This is a genomic window from Moheibacter sediminis (assembly GCF_900176425.1).
GTDB lineage: Bacteria > Bacteroidota > Bacteroidia > Flavobacteriales > Weeksellaceae > Moheibacter > Moheibacter sediminis.
In genome coordinates this window covers 1-17,219 of record NZ_FWXS01000002.1, presented here as the reverse complement: position 1 = coordinate 17,219, position 17,219 = coordinate 1, and the positions used below count along the sequence as shown (strand labels likewise).

Annotated in this window: 19 protein-coding genes; 4 read left to right on the top strand and 15 right to left on the bottom strand. The window is 31.8% G+C overall.

Annotated features, from left to right (window positions below):
- Positions 1-363 precede the first annotated feature (363 nt).
- From B8977_RS02985 to B8977_RS15250, 4 genes are all read left to right on the top strand, one after another.
- On the top strand, positions 364-822 hold the full coding sequence (locus B8977_RS02985; RefSeq protein ID WP_084016020.1) for a DUF3408 domain-containing protein: 459 nt from the start codon (positions 364-366) through the stop codon (positions 820-822).
- Between the two features lie 510 nt (positions 823-1,332).
- On the top strand, positions 1,333-1,716 hold the full coding sequence (locus tag B8977_RS02980) for a hypothetical protein (RefSeq protein WP_084016018.1): 384 nt from the start codon (positions 1,333-1,335) through the stop codon (positions 1,714-1,716).
- Positions 1,658-2,113, top strand: a complete 456-nt coding sequence (locus B8977_RS15280; protein WP_317043179.1) for a helix-turn-helix domain-containing protein — start codon at positions 1,658-1,660, stop codon at positions 2,111-2,113. The genes B8977_RS02980 and B8977_RS15280 overlap by 59 nt, the downstream gene beginning before the upstream one ends.
- Positions 2,110-2,391, top strand: a complete 282-nt coding sequence (locus B8977_RS15250) for a helix-turn-helix domain-containing protein (RefSeq protein WP_084016016.1) — start codon at positions 2,110-2,112, stop codon at positions 2,389-2,391. Before B8977_RS15280 ends, B8977_RS15250 begins: the two co-directional genes overlap by 4 nt.
- A 13-nt stretch (positions 2,392-2,404) precedes the next feature.
- Here B8977_RS15250 and B8977_RS02965 read toward each other — a convergent pair whose 3' ends face one another.
- The 15 genes from B8977_RS02965 to B8977_RS02895 all read right to left on the bottom strand — a co-directional run bounded on the left by B8977_RS02965 (position 2,405) and on the right by B8977_RS02895 (position 17,084).
- Positions 2,405-4,132, bottom strand: a complete 1,728-nt coding sequence (locus B8977_RS02965; protein WP_084016014.1) for a DUF2326 domain-containing protein — start codon at positions 4,130-4,132, stop codon at positions 2,405-2,407.
- Positions 4,129-4,365 carry a hypothetical protein gene (locus tag B8977_RS02960; RefSeq protein ID WP_076506217.1) on the bottom strand — a complete coding sequence of 79 codons (237 nt, stop codon included), beginning with the start codon at positions 4,363-4,365 and terminating at the stop codon, positions 4,129-4,131. Before B8977_RS02960 ends, B8977_RS02965 begins: the two co-directional genes overlap by 4 nt.
- Positions 4,366-4,367: 2 nt before the next feature.
- Positions 4,368-5,294: an SMEK domain-containing protein gene (locus B8977_RS02955; protein WP_084016012.1), complete on the bottom strand. Its 927-nt coding sequence runs from the start codon at positions 5,292-5,294 to the stop codon at positions 4,368-4,370.
- Between the two features lie 238 nt (positions 5,295-5,532).
- Positions 5,533-6,783 (bottom strand): site-specific integrase, encoded by a 1,251-nt coding sequence (locus B8977_RS02950; protein WP_084016010.1) that lies wholly within the window; start codon positions 6,781-6,783, stop codon positions 5,533-5,535.
- A 279-nt stretch (positions 6,784-7,062) separates the two neighbouring features.
- Positions 7,063-8,061, bottom strand: a complete 999-nt coding sequence (locus B8977_RS02945; protein WP_143736290.1) for a WaaS/CpsH family glycosyltransferase — start codon at positions 8,059-8,061, stop codon at positions 7,063-7,065.
- Entirely contained in the window at positions 8,043-8,885 is an 843-nt protein-coding gene (locus B8977_RS02940; protein WP_084016006.1) for a glycosyltransferase, read from the bottom strand. The genes B8977_RS02945 and B8977_RS02940 overlap by 19 nt, the downstream gene beginning before the upstream one ends.
- 5 nt (positions 8,886-8,890) lie before the next feature.
- On the bottom strand, positions 8,891-10,078 hold the full coding sequence (locus tag B8977_RS02935; protein WP_084016004.1) for a glycosyltransferase family 4 protein: 1,188 nt from the start codon (positions 10,076-10,078) through the stop codon (positions 8,891-8,893).
- 3 nt (positions 10,079-10,081) lie between these two features.
- On the bottom strand, positions 10,082-10,660 hold the full coding sequence (locus tag B8977_RS02930) for an acyltransferase (RefSeq protein ID WP_084016002.1): 579 nt from the start codon (positions 10,658-10,660) through the stop codon (positions 10,082-10,084).
- Positions 10,661-10,719: 59 nt separating this feature from the next.
- Positions 10,720-11,646: a glycosyltransferase family 2 protein gene (locus B8977_RS02925; RefSeq protein WP_084016000.1), complete on the bottom strand. Its 927-nt coding sequence runs from the start codon at positions 11,644-11,646 to the stop codon at positions 10,720-10,722.
- Entirely contained in the window at positions 11,639-12,199 is a 561-nt protein-coding gene (locus tag B8977_RS02920; RefSeq protein ID WP_084015998.1) for a GNAT family N-acetyltransferase, read from the bottom strand. Before B8977_RS02920 ends, B8977_RS02925 begins: the two co-directional genes overlap by 8 nt.
- A gap of 4 nt (positions 12,200-12,203) precedes the next feature.
- Positions 12,204-13,166 carry a hypothetical protein gene (locus tag B8977_RS02915; protein WP_084015996.1) on the bottom strand — a complete coding sequence of 321 codons (963 nt, stop codon included), beginning with the start codon at positions 13,164-13,166 and terminating at the stop codon, positions 12,204-12,206.
- Positions 13,167-13,172: 6 nt separating this feature from the next.
- Positions 13,173-13,874, bottom strand: a complete 702-nt coding sequence (locus B8977_RS02910; RefSeq protein ID WP_084015994.1) for a WbqC family protein — start codon at positions 13,872-13,874, stop codon at positions 13,173-13,175.
- Position 13,875: 1 nt separating this feature from the next.
- Entirely contained in the window at positions 13,876-14,958 is a 1,083-nt protein-coding gene (locus B8977_RS02905) for a DegT/DnrJ/EryC1/StrS family aminotransferase (RefSeq protein WP_084015992.1), read from the bottom strand.
- The gene (locus tag B8977_RS02900; protein WP_084015991.1) at positions 14,955-16,223 is read right to left on the bottom strand and encodes an ABC transporter ATP-binding protein; all 1,269 of its coding nucleotides are present in this window, start codon (positions 16,221-16,223) and stop codon (positions 14,955-14,957) included. Before B8977_RS02900 ends, B8977_RS02905 begins: the two co-directional genes overlap by 4 nt.
- 12 nt (positions 16,224-16,235) lie before the next feature.
- Complete coding sequence (locus B8977_RS02895; RefSeq protein WP_084015989.1) at positions 16,236-17,084, bottom strand: ABC transporter permease; 849 nt, start codon at positions 17,082-17,084, stop codon at positions 16,236-16,238.
- Between the last annotated feature and the right edge of the window lie 135 nt (positions 17,085-17,219).

Sequence of the window (17,219 nt, the reverse complement as noted above, 5' to 3'; positions counted from 1 at the left end):
AAGACTATTTGAATAACAGCTATTTACAACCACGACAATTCAAGCCAAATGATGCCACTGAATGCCACCTTAAGTCAGATTAGGTCTGCTTTTATTTCCTTTGTATATGGTTAGCTAGCTGGTTACCTATATCGTTAACGATGTAACCAATCAGCATACATCTTGATTGCAAATGAGGGTGACTGATAACAAATCAACGTACGTAGTTGATGGCTAATTGCATATTTTTCAGTTAGCGAAACAGCTAATTAAGGGTATGCAGGTACATAGGTAGATAGGTTGTTACATAGGTGCAACAGTACATACAGCTGACTACTTAACCAACCAAACAGCTAATTGGATATAACATTAAAGTTGAGAGATATGATACACGAAGAAAACAAAAATCAGCAACCCGAAACAGAGAATTTTTCTATTGAAAATTTCCTAACTGATGAAAAGAAAGAACCTGAACAAGAGCAGAACACTTTACCGCATAGCGATGGCCTTAATGCCATCGAAACAGGCGAAAAATCTGTAGAAACAGAAGATACAAAACCGATTGCAGGCAATACCAAAAGAACCGTTTCAAAACCAAAGAAGCTGACGAAAGAGGATTATTGCGTAGAGTTCTTTAAAATCCCTAAAAGGAATGCAAGCAAAGGCAAATCGGTCTATGTACGGCAGGAACACCACGAAACATTTAACAGACTTACCAACATTATGGGTATGGACAAGCTGACTATTTATGCGTATCTGGATAACATTATCGAATACCATTTTCAGGAGTTCGGGGAATTGATTAGCGAAATCTATAACGAGAAACACAAACCGCTGTTTTGATTATGGTGTTTTGTCAGGTGCGATGCGTTGCTCCCTCTTAAAATTACTTTTCAAAAGAAAAAAACAGAAAAAAAAGAAAGCCATTTTAACAAGGCGGACAGGCGAAAAAACCAAAAGGAAACGGAATAAGTCCCGAAGGGTGGCAGGGCAAACACAACCACTCGGCGAAGCCACCATATTTGCCCTGCCATTATGCCGTAGTCTTTTGGTTGGGTGGTGCGGTGGCTGTCCGCCTTATCTTTGCTACCTTTTTTATTGTTTTTTAATCAATTCCAATCAAAGAAAGGGTACAAAAAACACGTAAGGGCTAAGGATAGGTGTTTTTTGTATGCTTTCCTTTATCCGTACAAAACTCTTTAAATGTATGAAGGCTTTGCAAGGAAAATTTAAAGTGTTTTGAGGATTACTTTCTATTCATATTGTGCCAACATAAGCCAAATACTGCCACATAATGCCAATTGAAAACAATACATTCCCTTGTGTTCTATATTGGGCTGAAATTTTGAACCTATGGCACAAAAAGTAATACCTGACAAAGAGCAGAAAGAGAAAGAACAAATCAGAAAAAAAGAACATAGTCCTTTGATACAAGTTGATAAGCAGAGCGACCCGATTTCTAATTTCATCGCTAATTTCAAACGCCAGTTCAGGGAAGCAAAAGGCTTAATAAATTGGAACAGGCTATTTGGCGGTAAACGTGCTGAACAGTCAGAGCAATCTGTCCAGCCTGAAAGTTTAATTGGTACGACAAAAACAGTTATGCGTTCAGATTTTAAAAACGATGAAAAAAATCAGACTGTACAGAAAAACAAAAAGCCTGCCTTGAAGACTGACAATGCAATCAAACCACAACAGGCTCGTCCGAAAAACAATAAACCAAAATTGGGATTGTAATACAGTATTTGGCATCTGTGCGCCAAATACCGCCATTGGATGCAACATTAGAATGACCTATGTAAATAGCTTTTATTTTAGAGGTTTAAATGATGCAGATATGGAAATAACAGTTTTAGACATTCAGATTTTAAAATCAATGCATAGGGAAGTTAAGGAAGTTTCCAATTTGATAGCGGAAATGACTGCACCCTACAAAGCATTGCAACAGGCAACAAAATGGCTCGACCAACAGGAAGCCTGCCAACTGCTGAACATCAGCAAAAGAACTTTGCAGACATACAGGGCAAAAGGTATTCTTGGGGCAACGCAAATCAATCGGAAGACGTATTTCAGATTATCCGAAGTGGAATTACTTATGCAGGGAGAGCGACCATTAAAGAAGCAAAAGAAATGAAACAGATTGGAAATTCAAACGAAGATATGCTTGCCTTGCTCGAAGCTGTGGTAGGCATCAAAAATGAACTGTTATATATCAGAGAATATTTCCACCCATTACTAAAAGGGGAAATCTATCTGTCAGGCGAACAGGTTTGCGAGATGTTACACATCAGTAAACGGACATTGCAACAGTACAGGGATGACGGACTGATACCTTTTATCAAGCTCGAACGGAAAATCTTGTTTCGTGAAAGCGATATTGTAAAAGTATTGGAAGATAACTACCAACAGTAGTCTATGAACTTCGTTACTTGGTTTCATTATACTTTAAGCCCAAAAATCTATTTTCTTTTGTAAATGATGCTCTTTTTACATCACTAACATTAAATGAAAGTTTACCATTTTGAGAAGCTAATTCTATCAAGTCACTATTCAACGTAACGATATATTGAAATTCATTAGGACTCTTTTCATTGTAGCCATAAAGAAAATTTAAACTTTTTTCAATAGAATCATCATCCTCGAAAATATTATCGTGGATTAAAAAACCGGGATGATATTGTTTTGTATATTCATTAAGCATTAATGAAATGTCATAGATGAAAACTTTCATTCTTTCAGTAGAATGACTACCATCATCATCAGTTCTCATAACAAATTCAACAACACTTTTATTTTTTGTTGTCTTGATATCGAAATGAGCCTCCCTGTTACCCATTATTTTTTCGTGAATCTCTAAAATTGTTTCTCTAAAACTCTTAATTATTTTAGCTTTTTGATATAGTTCTTCGTCAAAATCAGAAATTAGAACTGTTTTTTCTGCTTCCAATAGCTTTTTATCTCTTTCAGCAGTATCATATCTTTCAATCAAGGAACGAAGGTTACTTAGTTCGCTGTTTTTGTCATTGAAGATTTTTATTGAAGTTTTCAAATCCCTTAAAACTTCTCCTTTATCTATAAGACTAATTTTTTGAGAATAATCATTGTCTAATTTTCTAACTACTTCATTTAGTTGGTTAAGTTCTTTTTTTAAAGCAGTTAATCGATCATTTACAATAGAACTTCTAAAGCCATCTATTTTATTTTTAAACTCCTTTAGGTCATCCAAAGATTTTTCTACTAAATCGCCTAATCCTTGTTTGAACTGATTAAATATTATAGAAATTTCATTTTCATTAATATTTTCAGGCTTTGGCAAAGAATCAATTTGCTTAATCTCGTATTTGATGGCTTGTTGACGTATTCTAAGTTCTGACAGTTTATTTTCCAATCTAACTAAATCTTCCTGAAGTAATTCAAAGGATTCATTATTTTTCAACCCTTCAATAGATTTATTGACTTTTAAAACTTCACTTTCCAACTCATTTAAATGAGCTTTGGCATCCTGAATTTTGAGTTCATTATTTTGAGTTACTAATTTTTTTATTTCAGTGAAGTACACTTTTCTTTTTTGCAACTCATCATTCAATGTTTTAATCTCTGAATATTTTTCAAGACCCAAATTCAAATAAAAAAGGTGAGGCCCACAATCAGAAGGTATTCTTTTTTTTGTATCGTGGGATTGAATTAAGTCTTTAAATTCTGACCTTTCATCTCTGATAATGGGTTGTAATAAATTTCTAAAACTTAATCGTTTTAAATTGGCTGGGAAGAGTTCAAAATATAAAGTGCCTAAATAATCTGAGGCATCATCTAATCTATTAAAAATCTTTTCTTCTCCATTAACAAAAATGAATATTTCTTCTTGATTTTTTATTGAACGAGAGATAGTGATTTTTTTATCATTAAAGTCTACGTCTAATTTAATTTGACTTTCAGTTATATCAGAATATTTCTTAGGAATCAAATTTAATCTACTATCTGGTATTCTCTTAAGCAGACAAAAGTTTATGAACTCTATACAAATAGACTTACCTACACCAATCTTTTTATTGGTGCTTTCTGCCTCTTCTCCCATAATGATATTTATCCCATATTCAAAAGAAATGGGTTCGAATATCTGCGGTTCGCTGTATAGTCTGTTAATCTTAATCATTTCTGCTTTCTGACATAAATAAAGGGTTCTTTAAAATCAATTATTCCGGATGAATATAAAAATGCAAGCCCAAAGAACATATGCCTGTAACGTGTGATATTATACTTTTTAAGGTCTTTAGATAACTCAAAAATAGAAATCTTATCTACTTTTTGACGTTGAATATTTTTCAAAATCAAAGAAGCAACATATACAGATGATGTTTTTATATTTTCGTCTTTAGATACTAACATTCTTAATTATTGGGAAAAACATTACAATTGATTAATTCGTCTAACAAATAAAACTTTATAGCAATTTTATCGAATTTAATTCCGTTTTCGGAAAGTTTGCCATAAAATAACTCAACTAACTTTTCTAATGCTACCTGAGGATTATTACTTTCAACTGTTAAAATCTTGTCACTTTCATCTTTTAAATAACTCGATATTTTAATTGCTTTAACTCCATCGATTACTCGTTTAGCTTCAATCAATGGTTGCTGATAAACTGTACAAAGTTCTGTGTATAAATTTATCAAAAAAACGCTATGTTCTGAAAATCTCTTATAGATTTTAAATTGCGGGTCTACATTTTCCGGTTTCTCAGATATACTACGGTTATCATCTTTGCTTAGATATTCTATCAAAGCCATTATCGTTTCTACTTCATTGGATTCTGTCTTCTTCCTTTCTTGTAAAATTTGTTCATTAAGAAAATCTGCGATGCTTTTAAGCTTAACTAAGTCCGTAATGTTGTTTATTTCTGCTAAAATTTTCTTTATATCAAGGACATCTTCTTTATGATTGAAGTTATTACCAAATTTTGTTCTGTAATCTTTAGCATTCTTAGCTATTAATAATATTTTCAATTTATAATCCTTGCGAGAAGAGTCTTTGAAAAATCCGTCAATAGCCTCTTTTATTTTCTTGTTGTCGTTTTGAGACGTTACTTGGATAGCTAATTTATTTTTGGTGTCAAGTAAGTCAATATGGGCAAAATTGTTTTCTATGAAATTCGTATTATCGAATTCATAACCTAATAAATTGAAAAAATCTCTATAAAAATTTTCTGCATAAACATTAATATCTGTTAAATTGAGAGAATTAAAAAGCTCTACCTCTGTTTTGAGATAAGCCAATCTTTTTCCAATTAATGTTAAATACAAATGTCTATTATCCATATAAATAATTACTACAATATACTGATTTTAATTCTTGCAAAGATAGATAAATAATGTACGAAATAAGCTTTTAGAATGTCATTCTAAAAGCTTATTTGTAATACTAGAAAACATTCTCAGAGGATAGAATAGGTTATAAACATAGAAAGTCTGTAACTTGACAGGGAATTACTGTTTAAATTTAAAAACTCAGTCCATTGTTTGAAATAATGGACTAAGCTGGTTTTTTATGAACAATCTATAAGTTTGCAACAAAGGACTCCTCCATACCCTTGAATTTATGTGATACCTTTTGCATATCCTTACCAACTTTTTCGTTGAGAATTTTTGCATAAATCTGAGTGGTAGCAATATTCTTATGCCCTAACATTTTGCTCAAACTCTCCAACGGAACACCCTCGCTTAAAAATAGCGTAGCAAACGTATGACGTGCTAAATGAAAGGTTACTTTCTTTTCTACAAGGCAGTCAATCAGTTGAGATATTCTCTTTAAGCTGTCATTACAAATCGTATTTGATGGTACAGGAAATACCTTTCCGTCCTTTGACAATCCTGCATATTTTTCAATAATCATTTTTGGAATATCCAAGAGCATCACGTTTGATGATGTAGCTGTTTTCTTTCTTCGCACAATAATCCACCTGTTACCGTCAAAAAAATCTTGGATATTGCTGTTTTTAAGTCCTTTCATATCTGAATAGGAAAGACCTGTAAAGCAACTGAAAACAAACAGGTCTTTAACTAATTCGTCTTTCTTTTTATCGCAGTTGAACGTTACGAGCTGTTCCAATTCATTACGCAATAGATAACCACGGTCTTTATCCTTTTTGGCATTCTTGTATTCGCTGAACGGATTAAAAGCAAGATGCTTTCTGCTCATTGCCAATCGGCAAAGCGTAGTAAATCCAATCATATACAGCCAAATGGTGTTGTGTGTTAAACTTTGGTCGTCACGCAGGTAGTAATCAAAATCCTGAACAAAATCAGGTGTAAGGTCGTTAAAGGACACATCGGAATAGCCGTATTTTGTAAGTGCAAAATTTCTAAGATGTTTTAAAAGTATTTTGTATTTACTGCGTGTGCCATTTACCCGAAGTCCGCTATTAACCTTTTTCTCGTAGTCGGACAAGAACTGTTCATAGAATTTGAAAAAGGTCAGTTCTCCGCTTTCCATTCCAAGAAAGGCATTTTTAAGTTTAGCACTGTTTACAAACCCCTCGTTCTTCAGAATTTTGGAATAGCATTCCTCAATACCCGAACGAATTTTGTCAAGTTTGCTGTTTGTGTCTTGAGCTTCTCGGCTTTTACCTAAAACCCTGCCGTACTTCAAATCCCAATTTGTTGCGGAAATATCCAGCTTGGTACTGAATGCAGACTGTTTGCCGTTTACGGTAATCCTGCACATAACCGTAACTTTTCCGTTTTTCTTTGGGGCGTTCTTTTTAAGGTAGAACAATACCTTAAATGTTGATTTTTTTGTCGTTTCCATACTCACAATTCTTAATGATAAAATTAAACCTATGTGAGCTACGGAACAATATGAAAAACTATGCAGAAAGCTGAAATACAGTGTTTTAAAACGATTGTTTCTAATGTTTAAAAGTAACGTTTTAGTAACCTTACTTTTGCCAAACCTCGCTTTTTACTGCTTTTTACCTCATTACCAAAAAATCATAAAACGGCTGTAAAGCCTTAACTTACAGCCGTTTTGCCTGTTATTAATCTTTGATGTATTTTTACTGAAACTTTATTTTAAAAAACCTGCCTTTTAAGCATCTTCTAAAATATTTGATATCCAAGACTTGAATTCATATTTAGATTTTATATCGGAAGGAATTGACTGATAACGTTTTTTGATGAATTCTTCTAGTCCATCAAAATTAATAAAATCGGTAATGAAAATATTATCAGGGTTATAGAAGTCATAATTTTTAACCGAATGATTATTTGTAATTACTTTGCAATTATAGTTCATTGCTTCAAAAAATCTTAATGATAGACCATCATGTTCTTCCCGTTTGAAATCTAATAGTATTTTTGCTCGCTTAGCATATTGTAAGTTTTCCTCATAGGTTATGGGTTCAGTTATTATTTCTATCTCTTTCGGTGATTCCATGTTTCTGAAAGCTCCTAATAATATTTTATAATTGAATTCTGTGCCTGAGTAATTGATTATTTCTTTTAAATTCTCAAATCTATCTGGTAAATAAGCACCTGTATAGTAGAAATCTATTATTTTTTCTTCCTGAATTTTATCTTCAAAATAACAATTCGTAATCGCTGTAAAATTATACTCAGGATAATTTGCTACATCTGATTCATCAAAAACAAAAACTTTATCAAATAAATAATAATAGTCTAATATCTTCTGTGAAACCTTAATGCCGTCTAACTGATAATCAACCATTTTACCACTGATGTCTTGGGCATATTTTAGAGCATTTTCAGGAATTAAATCTCCCCGGATTACAAAGCAATAATCGAATTTTAGATTGAGTCTTTTTAGTTTTTTAAGTGAACGGTTGGTATGATTTATAAAATTTCTTTCATTAATTTCATGGAGGTGCTTATTATCTTTGAATACTTTTTTGTAAACTAAATTTTCAATTTTTTGAAATAAATTAAATTTAAAATAAGAAATAGGTTCGTCATAAAATTCATATACATTGTAATTATTTAAGCGGAAATGTTTTACAAATGCTTGGGCAAGATTTTGGTTGCGATAGATGAATAGTACTGATTTCATTCTTAATACTTGTAAATCCAATAAATAAATCTCAGAGCTTTAAAGCTGCCAATAACACCCAATTTGGAAAGATTGAAATATTTTAAGAGAAATGTAAGTCTTTCTTTTTTACTAAATCTTTTCTGTCTTAAAAATTCTACAAAGTTGAAATAAGCTTCAAATTCTGTATTTCTGTCTATAATTTTTTGCGAAAAATATTCTGCATTTAGTTCTCTGTTATATATTAACTGATTGAGCCATTCTTTCGAAAGTGTTCCGGGAGAAAAATGCACGATTGATATTTTATTTGTAATAAAATTTTGAAGAGATGTGTTGATCTTTAATGAGAATGAAATATCATAAGCATGGAAATCTTTTAATCTTTCATCAAATTTATTTTTTTGCCACACATCTTTTCGGCAACCTATAAAAACCCCATCTATAAACTTTACATCGAAAAGCCCTTTTTCATTTCCCTTAAATGTATAATCATATCGTTTTTGAGTCTCATTGTTAAAATGCGCAATATGGCTAGCTGCATATCCCTTTACAACCCACCATGAGGTTGGTACATGGGGGATATAGTTGGCACCTGCTACTCCTATGCAGCCAAGGTTTTCATCTTTCAGATAATCAACCAATATGTTACCCCAATCTTGAGTTTCAAATAATAAATCTTCGTGAATAAATAATAGATTTTCATATTTTGCTTGCTCTGCTCCTTTGTTGTATGCTTCGCAAATGCCCATTAAACCAGGATTTTTGATTTGGATGATTTCGTAAGGAATGCCACAGGTTTCTGCAATGTTTTTTTCTGCTGCAGCAAAATAATCGGGTTTATGAGATGAGATGATTAAGGAAAGCATATTTTCTATGATTTATCGGATAGGATTTTTTGTAAGAAGGCTATGTTTTTATGTATAAGGATTTCCTCAGAATACATTTCTGTTAGTTTTGATTTTATTTTGTCCCCTAACTGTTTCATCTGTTCCGGATATTGTAAAAGAGATATGATTTTTTCTGCTAAAATATCAAGGTCTAAATAAGGCACTAAAATACCTGATTGATCATCTAAAAATTCTTCTGCACCACCACTTTTTTCAAATGCAATAATCGGCTTACATAATTTTGCAGCCGAAAGCATCACTAAGGGAAAAGGATCTTCTCTGGAAAGAAGCAAAAAAATATCAAACAAATTAATATAATCGTTAGGATACTGGTTTTGTTCAATGTAAATGATGTAATCTTCCACACCTAGTTTTTTTGCATCTAATTTTGAACATCTCACCATTTGGTTATTTTCCGAGCCGCCAAGATTTACGAATTTGAATTTTAATAACGGTTCTTTTTGAAGTATTTTTTTTACTAATGCTGGTACTAAATCAGTTCCCTTTCTTAATTCTTGGGCACTTGCAATTCCGATTACAAATTCAGATTCATTTATTTCATGCTTTTGCTTTAAATAGAATTTCTCTTGATTTATTGTAATTTGCTCTTGTACAAAAGCATGTATAATGGATATTTTATTTTCAGGAACTTCATAATTTTCTACAAGATTATCACCAACGGCTTTAGACCCGCAGACTATATAATTGATTTGTTTGATTTTTTGTACAATCAACTCTTTAGGCATAATACTTTCCAATGAGAAACTTAGTTCGTGAATTGTAATCGCAGTAGGTATATTGTATTTTTTAAATTCTGTTAAGATTTCAAGTGAGGCTATTGTATTACCGTAAACTAAATCGTAATGGTTTGCAGATATTTTTTTCACCAAATCCTGCCTTTGATTTAGAGTATATTTCTTACCATAAATTTTTGTTTCAATTCTGTTTAAATTTCTCTTTATAAAATTCTCATGTACGTTTTTATTATTTTCTAAATAAATATTTTCTGTAAGCACAGAAAAATCTTTGTACAATGGTCCATTTTTTAAAACAAGAATATCGAAATCAAAAAAAGCACTGGATTTAAATTTCTTAAGAATACTCAATAATAAAATAGGGGCGCCCGAGAGACTTGCTTCATGACTAATAAAGAGAATTTTTTTCTTTTCCATATCTTATTTATTAGTTTCCAATTGCAGATTTTGAATATTTTTTACAATCGTATTGGACGGAATTGATTTATGAATTAAGCAGCCTGCACCTATCACTACGTTGTTACCAATCGTAACTCCTTTTAATATGGTAACATTGCTGGCAATCCAGCAGTTTTTTCCAATTTTTATCGGAGCTGTACTGAATTGGTCTTTAGATATTGATATTTTTTCTGTTTTAGAGATTAGGTGGTTGTGGTCATATAATTTTACATTTTCTCCAAAAAGAGTATCTTCTCCAATTTCTATTTTCTCTAAGCAATTGATGGAGCATGAATTATTAAAAAAAACATTTTTTGAAATGATTAATTCTGCCTCATTCCAGACTAAAAATTCACAATATTTTCTAGTGTTGACTCCTTCTTTGATTGTGATTTTTGCTGAATCATCCAGTAAAAAAATATTGTTATTGTAAAATGAATTAAACGAGTCATGTATATTTACGTTAGGTTTTGAAACTAAAAAATTCCAATCATTCTTTTTTTTTCTTAAAGCTGCCTTTTCTATTATTTTTTCTATTATTTGCCAGACTTTTTCTTTCATGATTCATGTTTTTTTTCAAACAAAAGATTGTTAGATTAATAATGATAAAAGGAGAAATATTATTTTTTCAAATGTTTTCTATACCATAATATAGACAAAAACTTTTTTAGATTTGAAAACTTTGGTGTCAAACCCAGATTTTGAGTTACTATTTTAAAGCTATCAGAATAATTTTTATGAATTATACTGTGTTCAAATAATGAGATAGAGTGTCGTTTGATTGTTTCAATATCTTGGTGGCTGTATTTAGGTTTAAATATTTTTTTAATTTTTAAAATATGATTTAAATGTGCTTGGTGAGTTTTTAATTTTGAATTGATGGTTTGCATTGCTCCATTCTCATGAATTCTGTAAAATGCATAAACATGATTATCACAGTATGCCTTAGTATTTTTATGGAAAAAAAGTATATTGAGATACAGCATCCAATCACCAAAAAAAACGTCTTTAAACCATTCACTGTTTATTTTTGTATTGCGAAAAAGGACGGTACAGGTTATTAAATGATTATTGGTAAAAAAATCGTCAATTGTAAAAGTATTCTTTATTTTATTTCCAATAATATCACCATGAGAAGTTTTTGCCAAAGCACTATGAATACTGTAATCTTCATTTTCTTCTAAAAAAGTTACTTGTTTTTGGAGCTTTAGCGGATCTGTCCAGTAATCATCACCTTCTAATGCTGCTATATATTTCCCGGTGAGGTTTGCAAATAAATCTTTATTATTTTCCTGGGCACCAATATTTTTATTTTGTAAAATAAGTTTTATTTTATCTGGAAATTTCCGTTGGTATTCCTGAATAATTTGCCGGGTGTTATCTGGAGAAAAGTCATCTGCAATGACCAAATGCACGAGAAATGAAGTTTGCTGCATCAATACGCTATCGATTGCTTTTTTGATGTAATTCTCATGACCGTAAGTAAGCATTGCAACAGAAACCATAGGAATTTCTTTGGTCTTGTCTGTCAATAGATAATTATTCATCCCAATAATTATTCTTTTTAATAAGTTCAAAATAATCCTCACGAGTTATCCCAACTATGATACGATCCCAGTATTGATTTTTTCTATAATACCACCCACGTTGTCTCCCTTCCTCTTTCCAGCCACAATGTTTTGTTATGAAACCTAATCCTGGTTCATTATATTCAATAACAGTTCCATCAAGACGATTTAGATGGAGTTCTTCAAAAGCATATCGCTGAATAGCCATGAATGTGTCTATACCATAACCTTTACCTCTGATGTCTTTGTCGCCAAGCTGTAGGCCAGTAAATGCGTTGTTGTTTTTCCAATCAATATCAACAAGATTAACAGTTCCGATTAAACCATGCTCTTCTGTGTCGATGGCAAAATTCTGCTTGTTTGGGCTTGCTCCTAAATTTGCAAACCATTTATCCATATAATCTAAATTACTAGGAAAGTGCCAACCTCCTAACATTGCCCAAATTTCAGGGTCATTTGCCCATTTGTGCAATAATGGTAAATCTTCCTTTTCAATTGCTCTGAGCGTAACATTTTTTCCAAGAATGTTCATATTTTTAATTATTTATTTTATATAAAATTTTATTCATTTCTTCTTTACAATATCTCTGATCTATAGGCAATGCAACTATTTCTCGAGCTAAAGAATAGGAATTTGTGTCTTCATTGCACCATTCTGCGACATTGGGCCAATAAGTGGCACAGTAAATTTTATCTGAATGCAGTTTATTTTTAATATCTGCATTTTTTGTACGAAAGGGATAAACCAAAGGTACAGAATCCATATCAAGTTCTAATTTTAGAAGGTTTTCTGTTTTTAGATGTTGATGAAGCAATTCAAAATTTGATCTTCTTTGTTCTTTGATTTTTTCGTAATCAATTCCCGATAAAATTCTTTTGGTTAAGTTTGACATCTGCTTTATGGGCTGATGTTCTAAAGATGCTTCATTTTCTCCAAAATCGCTATATCCATTTTCTGCCGATAAATCGATTCTTTTTAATAGATGGCTCATTCTCGAATGGCTTTCATCTTTTTTAAAATTTCCCTGAAGTCTTTTATTGCTGTAAAGAATTCCTCCGTCAGAAACACCTACAAATTTTCGCGGAGAATAAAAAGTGTCAACATTTTCTATTGGTTTTGAAAAAAATGCCTGGGCATTATCAATCACTAAATTCCCTGAAATTGTTTGTATTTTATTTTTGATGAAATCATCTTTGATTCCGAAGTAATTAGTGTATAAAAAAACTTCTGAATCTTTTATTAAATTATAATTAAAGATCGGTTCCAGATTATTGTCAATATCATAAAATTCAAAAGAAATATCAAGCTTGTTAATAGGTTCCAGCACAGCATCACAAGTATAGAACGGAATGTATATTTTAGTATATTTTTTAACCCTCAATATATATTCCAAACAGTTACGACCTGAATTTAATTCAATACAATTTCCACCACCATGCAAGGGTTTCCCAAAAGGAATCTCCAGTTCAAAATATCCTCCTATTGCTTTGGTTTCCATTTTTGGTTAAATTAATTCAAAACGATTCAACATTTCATTTATTTGTTCAGGTGTATTAAACATCATCACATCGATAATTGATAACCAAGGCACAAAATTATCACCGAACTGTGGATATTGAATAGCCTTTGTTTTTATGAAATAAAGTTCAATATCATAATCAGAAAAATATTTTTTATCATACAATTCCTGACCACCTAAAGGATTGATATAAATATTGGCTTTTTCAGTTTTACAAATATCTATAAGTCTTTCTGCTCTTTGCAATTCTGAATTTTTATAAATGTATGATGATTTTTCAATTATAGTTTGAATGCCTATATATTTAGTAATTTCAACCAAACTATAATAAATCAAATCACTGATTTTCCCTTGATCCGAAATCAGAATTTTCTCCAAAATACATCTTACAGATTCATAAAATGGTGCTTTTTTATAAACTTCGAGTGTTTTAAAAAATTTGTCTTTCCATTTTGGAAATAAAATTTCATTAATTTCAATTTCATTAATTTTTTTAAAAGAGCTTGCATCTTTTAATGGAACAGAAAACAGGTGGCTTTTATTGTTAAGCAATATGTTGTTTCTATTGATCCAACCTTGTTTTATATAATTTACATCATCATAAATAATGAACTTATCTACCGCGTTTATTAGTTGAAAATAACCTATATAAGGCATGAAATAAGGTTGCATTATTGCTATTTTCATGCTAATTATTTTGAATTCCTATAATTATTCTTGAAATCAATTCTACTTCTTCCAGAGTCAAGTCATAATACAATGGAAGACACAGTACTCTTTTGGAAATATCGTCTGTAAAATCAAGTTCCAATTTAGGAAGATACGGAAGTGCTGAAGCTAAACTTGGATAAAAGTATCTCCTTGTAAAAATTTCCTGCTTGTCTAAATCTCCTTTTATTTTCAAAAGTAATTCTTCGTTTTCCAAAACTAAGGGATAATAAGCATAGTTTTGTTGAGATTTATTATGCCAGACAGGTTTAACTGCCCTTAAATTCTTTAATTTTTTGTCATAGAGATCAGCAAGTGTTTTTCTTTTTTCATGAATTTGATTAATGTATTTTAAATTAACAAGTCCCATGGCTGCATGGAATTCCGAGTTTTTACCATTCAATCCTAATTCTGAGAAGGAATCAAATCCTGAAATCCCGAAATTTCGTATAGATGCCATTTTTTTCAATAATTCCGAATTTGAGGTAACAATCAACCCTCCCTCTACTGAATGATATAATTTTGTTGCATGAAGAGAACAAGTTGATACATCACCATATTCGAAAATTGATTTTCCGTTTATTTCAACACCAAATGCGTGTGCTGCATCATAGATAACTTTGAGATTATGTTTTTTTGCAATTTTTTCTATTTTTTCCACATCACAGGGATTTCCGTAAACATGTGTGGCCAGTATTGCTGAGGTTTTTTCGGTAATTGCAGCTTCTATCTTTTGTGCATCGATATTCAAAGATTTCAAATCGATATCAACAAAAACGGGCGTACACCCTTCCCACACAATGGAACTAGTGGTAGCTACAAACGAAAAAGGTGTGGTAATAATTTCACCGGACAGTTCCAATGCTTTGATAGCCATCTGTATGGCAACTGTCCCATTGGTCACAAATAATAAATTATTGACATTTAGATGCTCTTTGAGCTCCATTTCAAGTTGACTGGCAAGTGGTCCCATATTGGTAAGCCAGTTTCTTTTCCAAATACCTTGTATGTATTTTAGATATTCTTCTTCAGGAGGTAAGAAAGGTTGGGTAACTAGAATCATTTGATTTGAGTATTAGTCCAATTAAACTGAGGGCGAATAAAACCAGGTTCACGTCCCATATAAATTCCTACATCTCTCATCCCATCAACTACTGTGAAGGAAACCAAATCCTTTTCTATCAACACTGCCTGTTTTTTGTCTTGAACCAGAAAAAAACTTAAATAATAATTTCCTGACTGAAAGAATTTCTTTGGAAACTTACAAGTCAGAGAATTTTCACCAACTCTCAAGTCAACATCTGAGCTTCCAAATGAAAATAATGCTTCTCCATAATCATTAATTAAATGATAAGTGATATGATAACGGGAGGGTTCAGATCTTAAATTAAAATTTGTTATCATTTCTATTTCTTCATTTTCATCTAAAGGTTCATCGCTAGATTTTGATGGGTTTTTCAATATTATTTCTTCCAATTTGAATACTTCATTTTGGATTTGATTAAATTTAAAATGATTGCTATCATTTGATTTATTTGCACCCAGATATCTCAAAACTGCGTTATCCACATCACCTCTAAAAGAAATTTGTCCATTTTCCATTAAAATGCCATCTGTACAAAGTGTCTTGACACTCGCCATATTGTGGCTCACAAACAAAATCGTTCTTCCCTCATCCTGAGTTACATCACCCATCTTCCCTAAACATTTCTTTTGGAATTCCGCGTCCCCAACTGCTAAAACTTCGTCAACAATTAGAATTTCTGATTCTAAATGTGCTGCTACTGCAAATGCCAGCCGAACGTACATACCTGATGAATAGCGTTTTACAGGAGTACCTATGTATCTTTCTACACCTGCAAAATCTACTATTTCATCAAATTTTCGAGTGATTTCTTTTCGAGTCATCCCTAAAATAGCTCCATTTAGATAAATATTTTCTTTACCAGTCATTTCAGGATGAAATCCTGTTCCTACTTCAAGGAGTGAGGCAATTCTTCCTTTATATTTTATGGTTCCGGTCGTAGGTTTTGTAACGCGAGAAAGAAGTTTCAATAAGGTGGACTTTCCGGCTCCGTTCCTGCCGATAATTCCTACCGCTTTTCCTTGTTCAATTTGAAAATTAATATCTTTCAATGCCCAGACGTAATCCGAATTGCCTGTTTTGGTACGGTCATTTGATTCACCAATTTTTAAATATGGATCTTCCTTTCCTCTCAGGGAATACCACCATCGATTCAAATCATGAGTCAGAGTTCCCGTTCCGATTTCTCCTAAACGATACTGTTTGGAAACATTTTCTATATCTAATACTATATTTTTTGACATAACAAATTAGGTTTAAACGGTATCCATAAAAGATTTTTCAACTTTGTTGAATATAATTGCTCCTAATGAGAGGATTAAAAATATGACAAAAGTCGAATATATCAGCATATTTATGGTAAAATCTCCTGTTCCCAAATAACCATATTTAAAGCATTCAAAAACGCCTGTCAAAGGATTTATCTCTAATATCCATCTGTATTTTTCCGAAAATGATGATACGGGAATTACAACGGGTGTTGCATACATGTATAATTGAATTCCAAAACCTAGTAACATACTGAAATCTTTATATTTAGTTGTCAAAGATGAAAAAATCATTCCGGCTCCCAACGCAAATGCTGCCATAAGCACAATTAAAAACGGTGTCATCAAAATCCATGCATTTGGCTCTATGCTTCCTTGAATTACATAGAAAATTATAACGCCCAAAAACAATAAGTACTGTACACCAAAACGCATTAAATTTGAAATTACAATCGATAAAGGCATAACTAATCTAGGGAAGTAAACTTTTCCAAAAACGGAAGCATTTCCTTTGAAAACATTTGATGTAGAGGTTAAACAAGTTTGAAAATAATTCCACATTATGACACCAGCAAGGTAAAATGGAATCATAGGTGCCCCGTCAGTTGATAATTTTGCAACACGTCCAAATATTATAACAAACATGATAGTCGTTAAGATAGGATTTACAAAAAACCAGACCGGTCCTAAAACAGTTTGTTTAAATGTGGTAACAAAATCTCTGCGGACAAGCATATAAACTAAATCCTTATATCGCCAAACTTCACCTAAATTTAAAGACAAAAGTGTATGTTTGGATGAAATTATTTCAGACCATTCGTTATTTTCCTGGCTCATATATAATTTTTAATTAATTATTTTACTTTATTTCCATGAACCATCCCAATTCCATAATGTACAAACCCTTCTTCTTTCAGATATTCTGCATCATAGATATTTCGACCGTCAAATACGACTTTGTTTTTCAGAAGT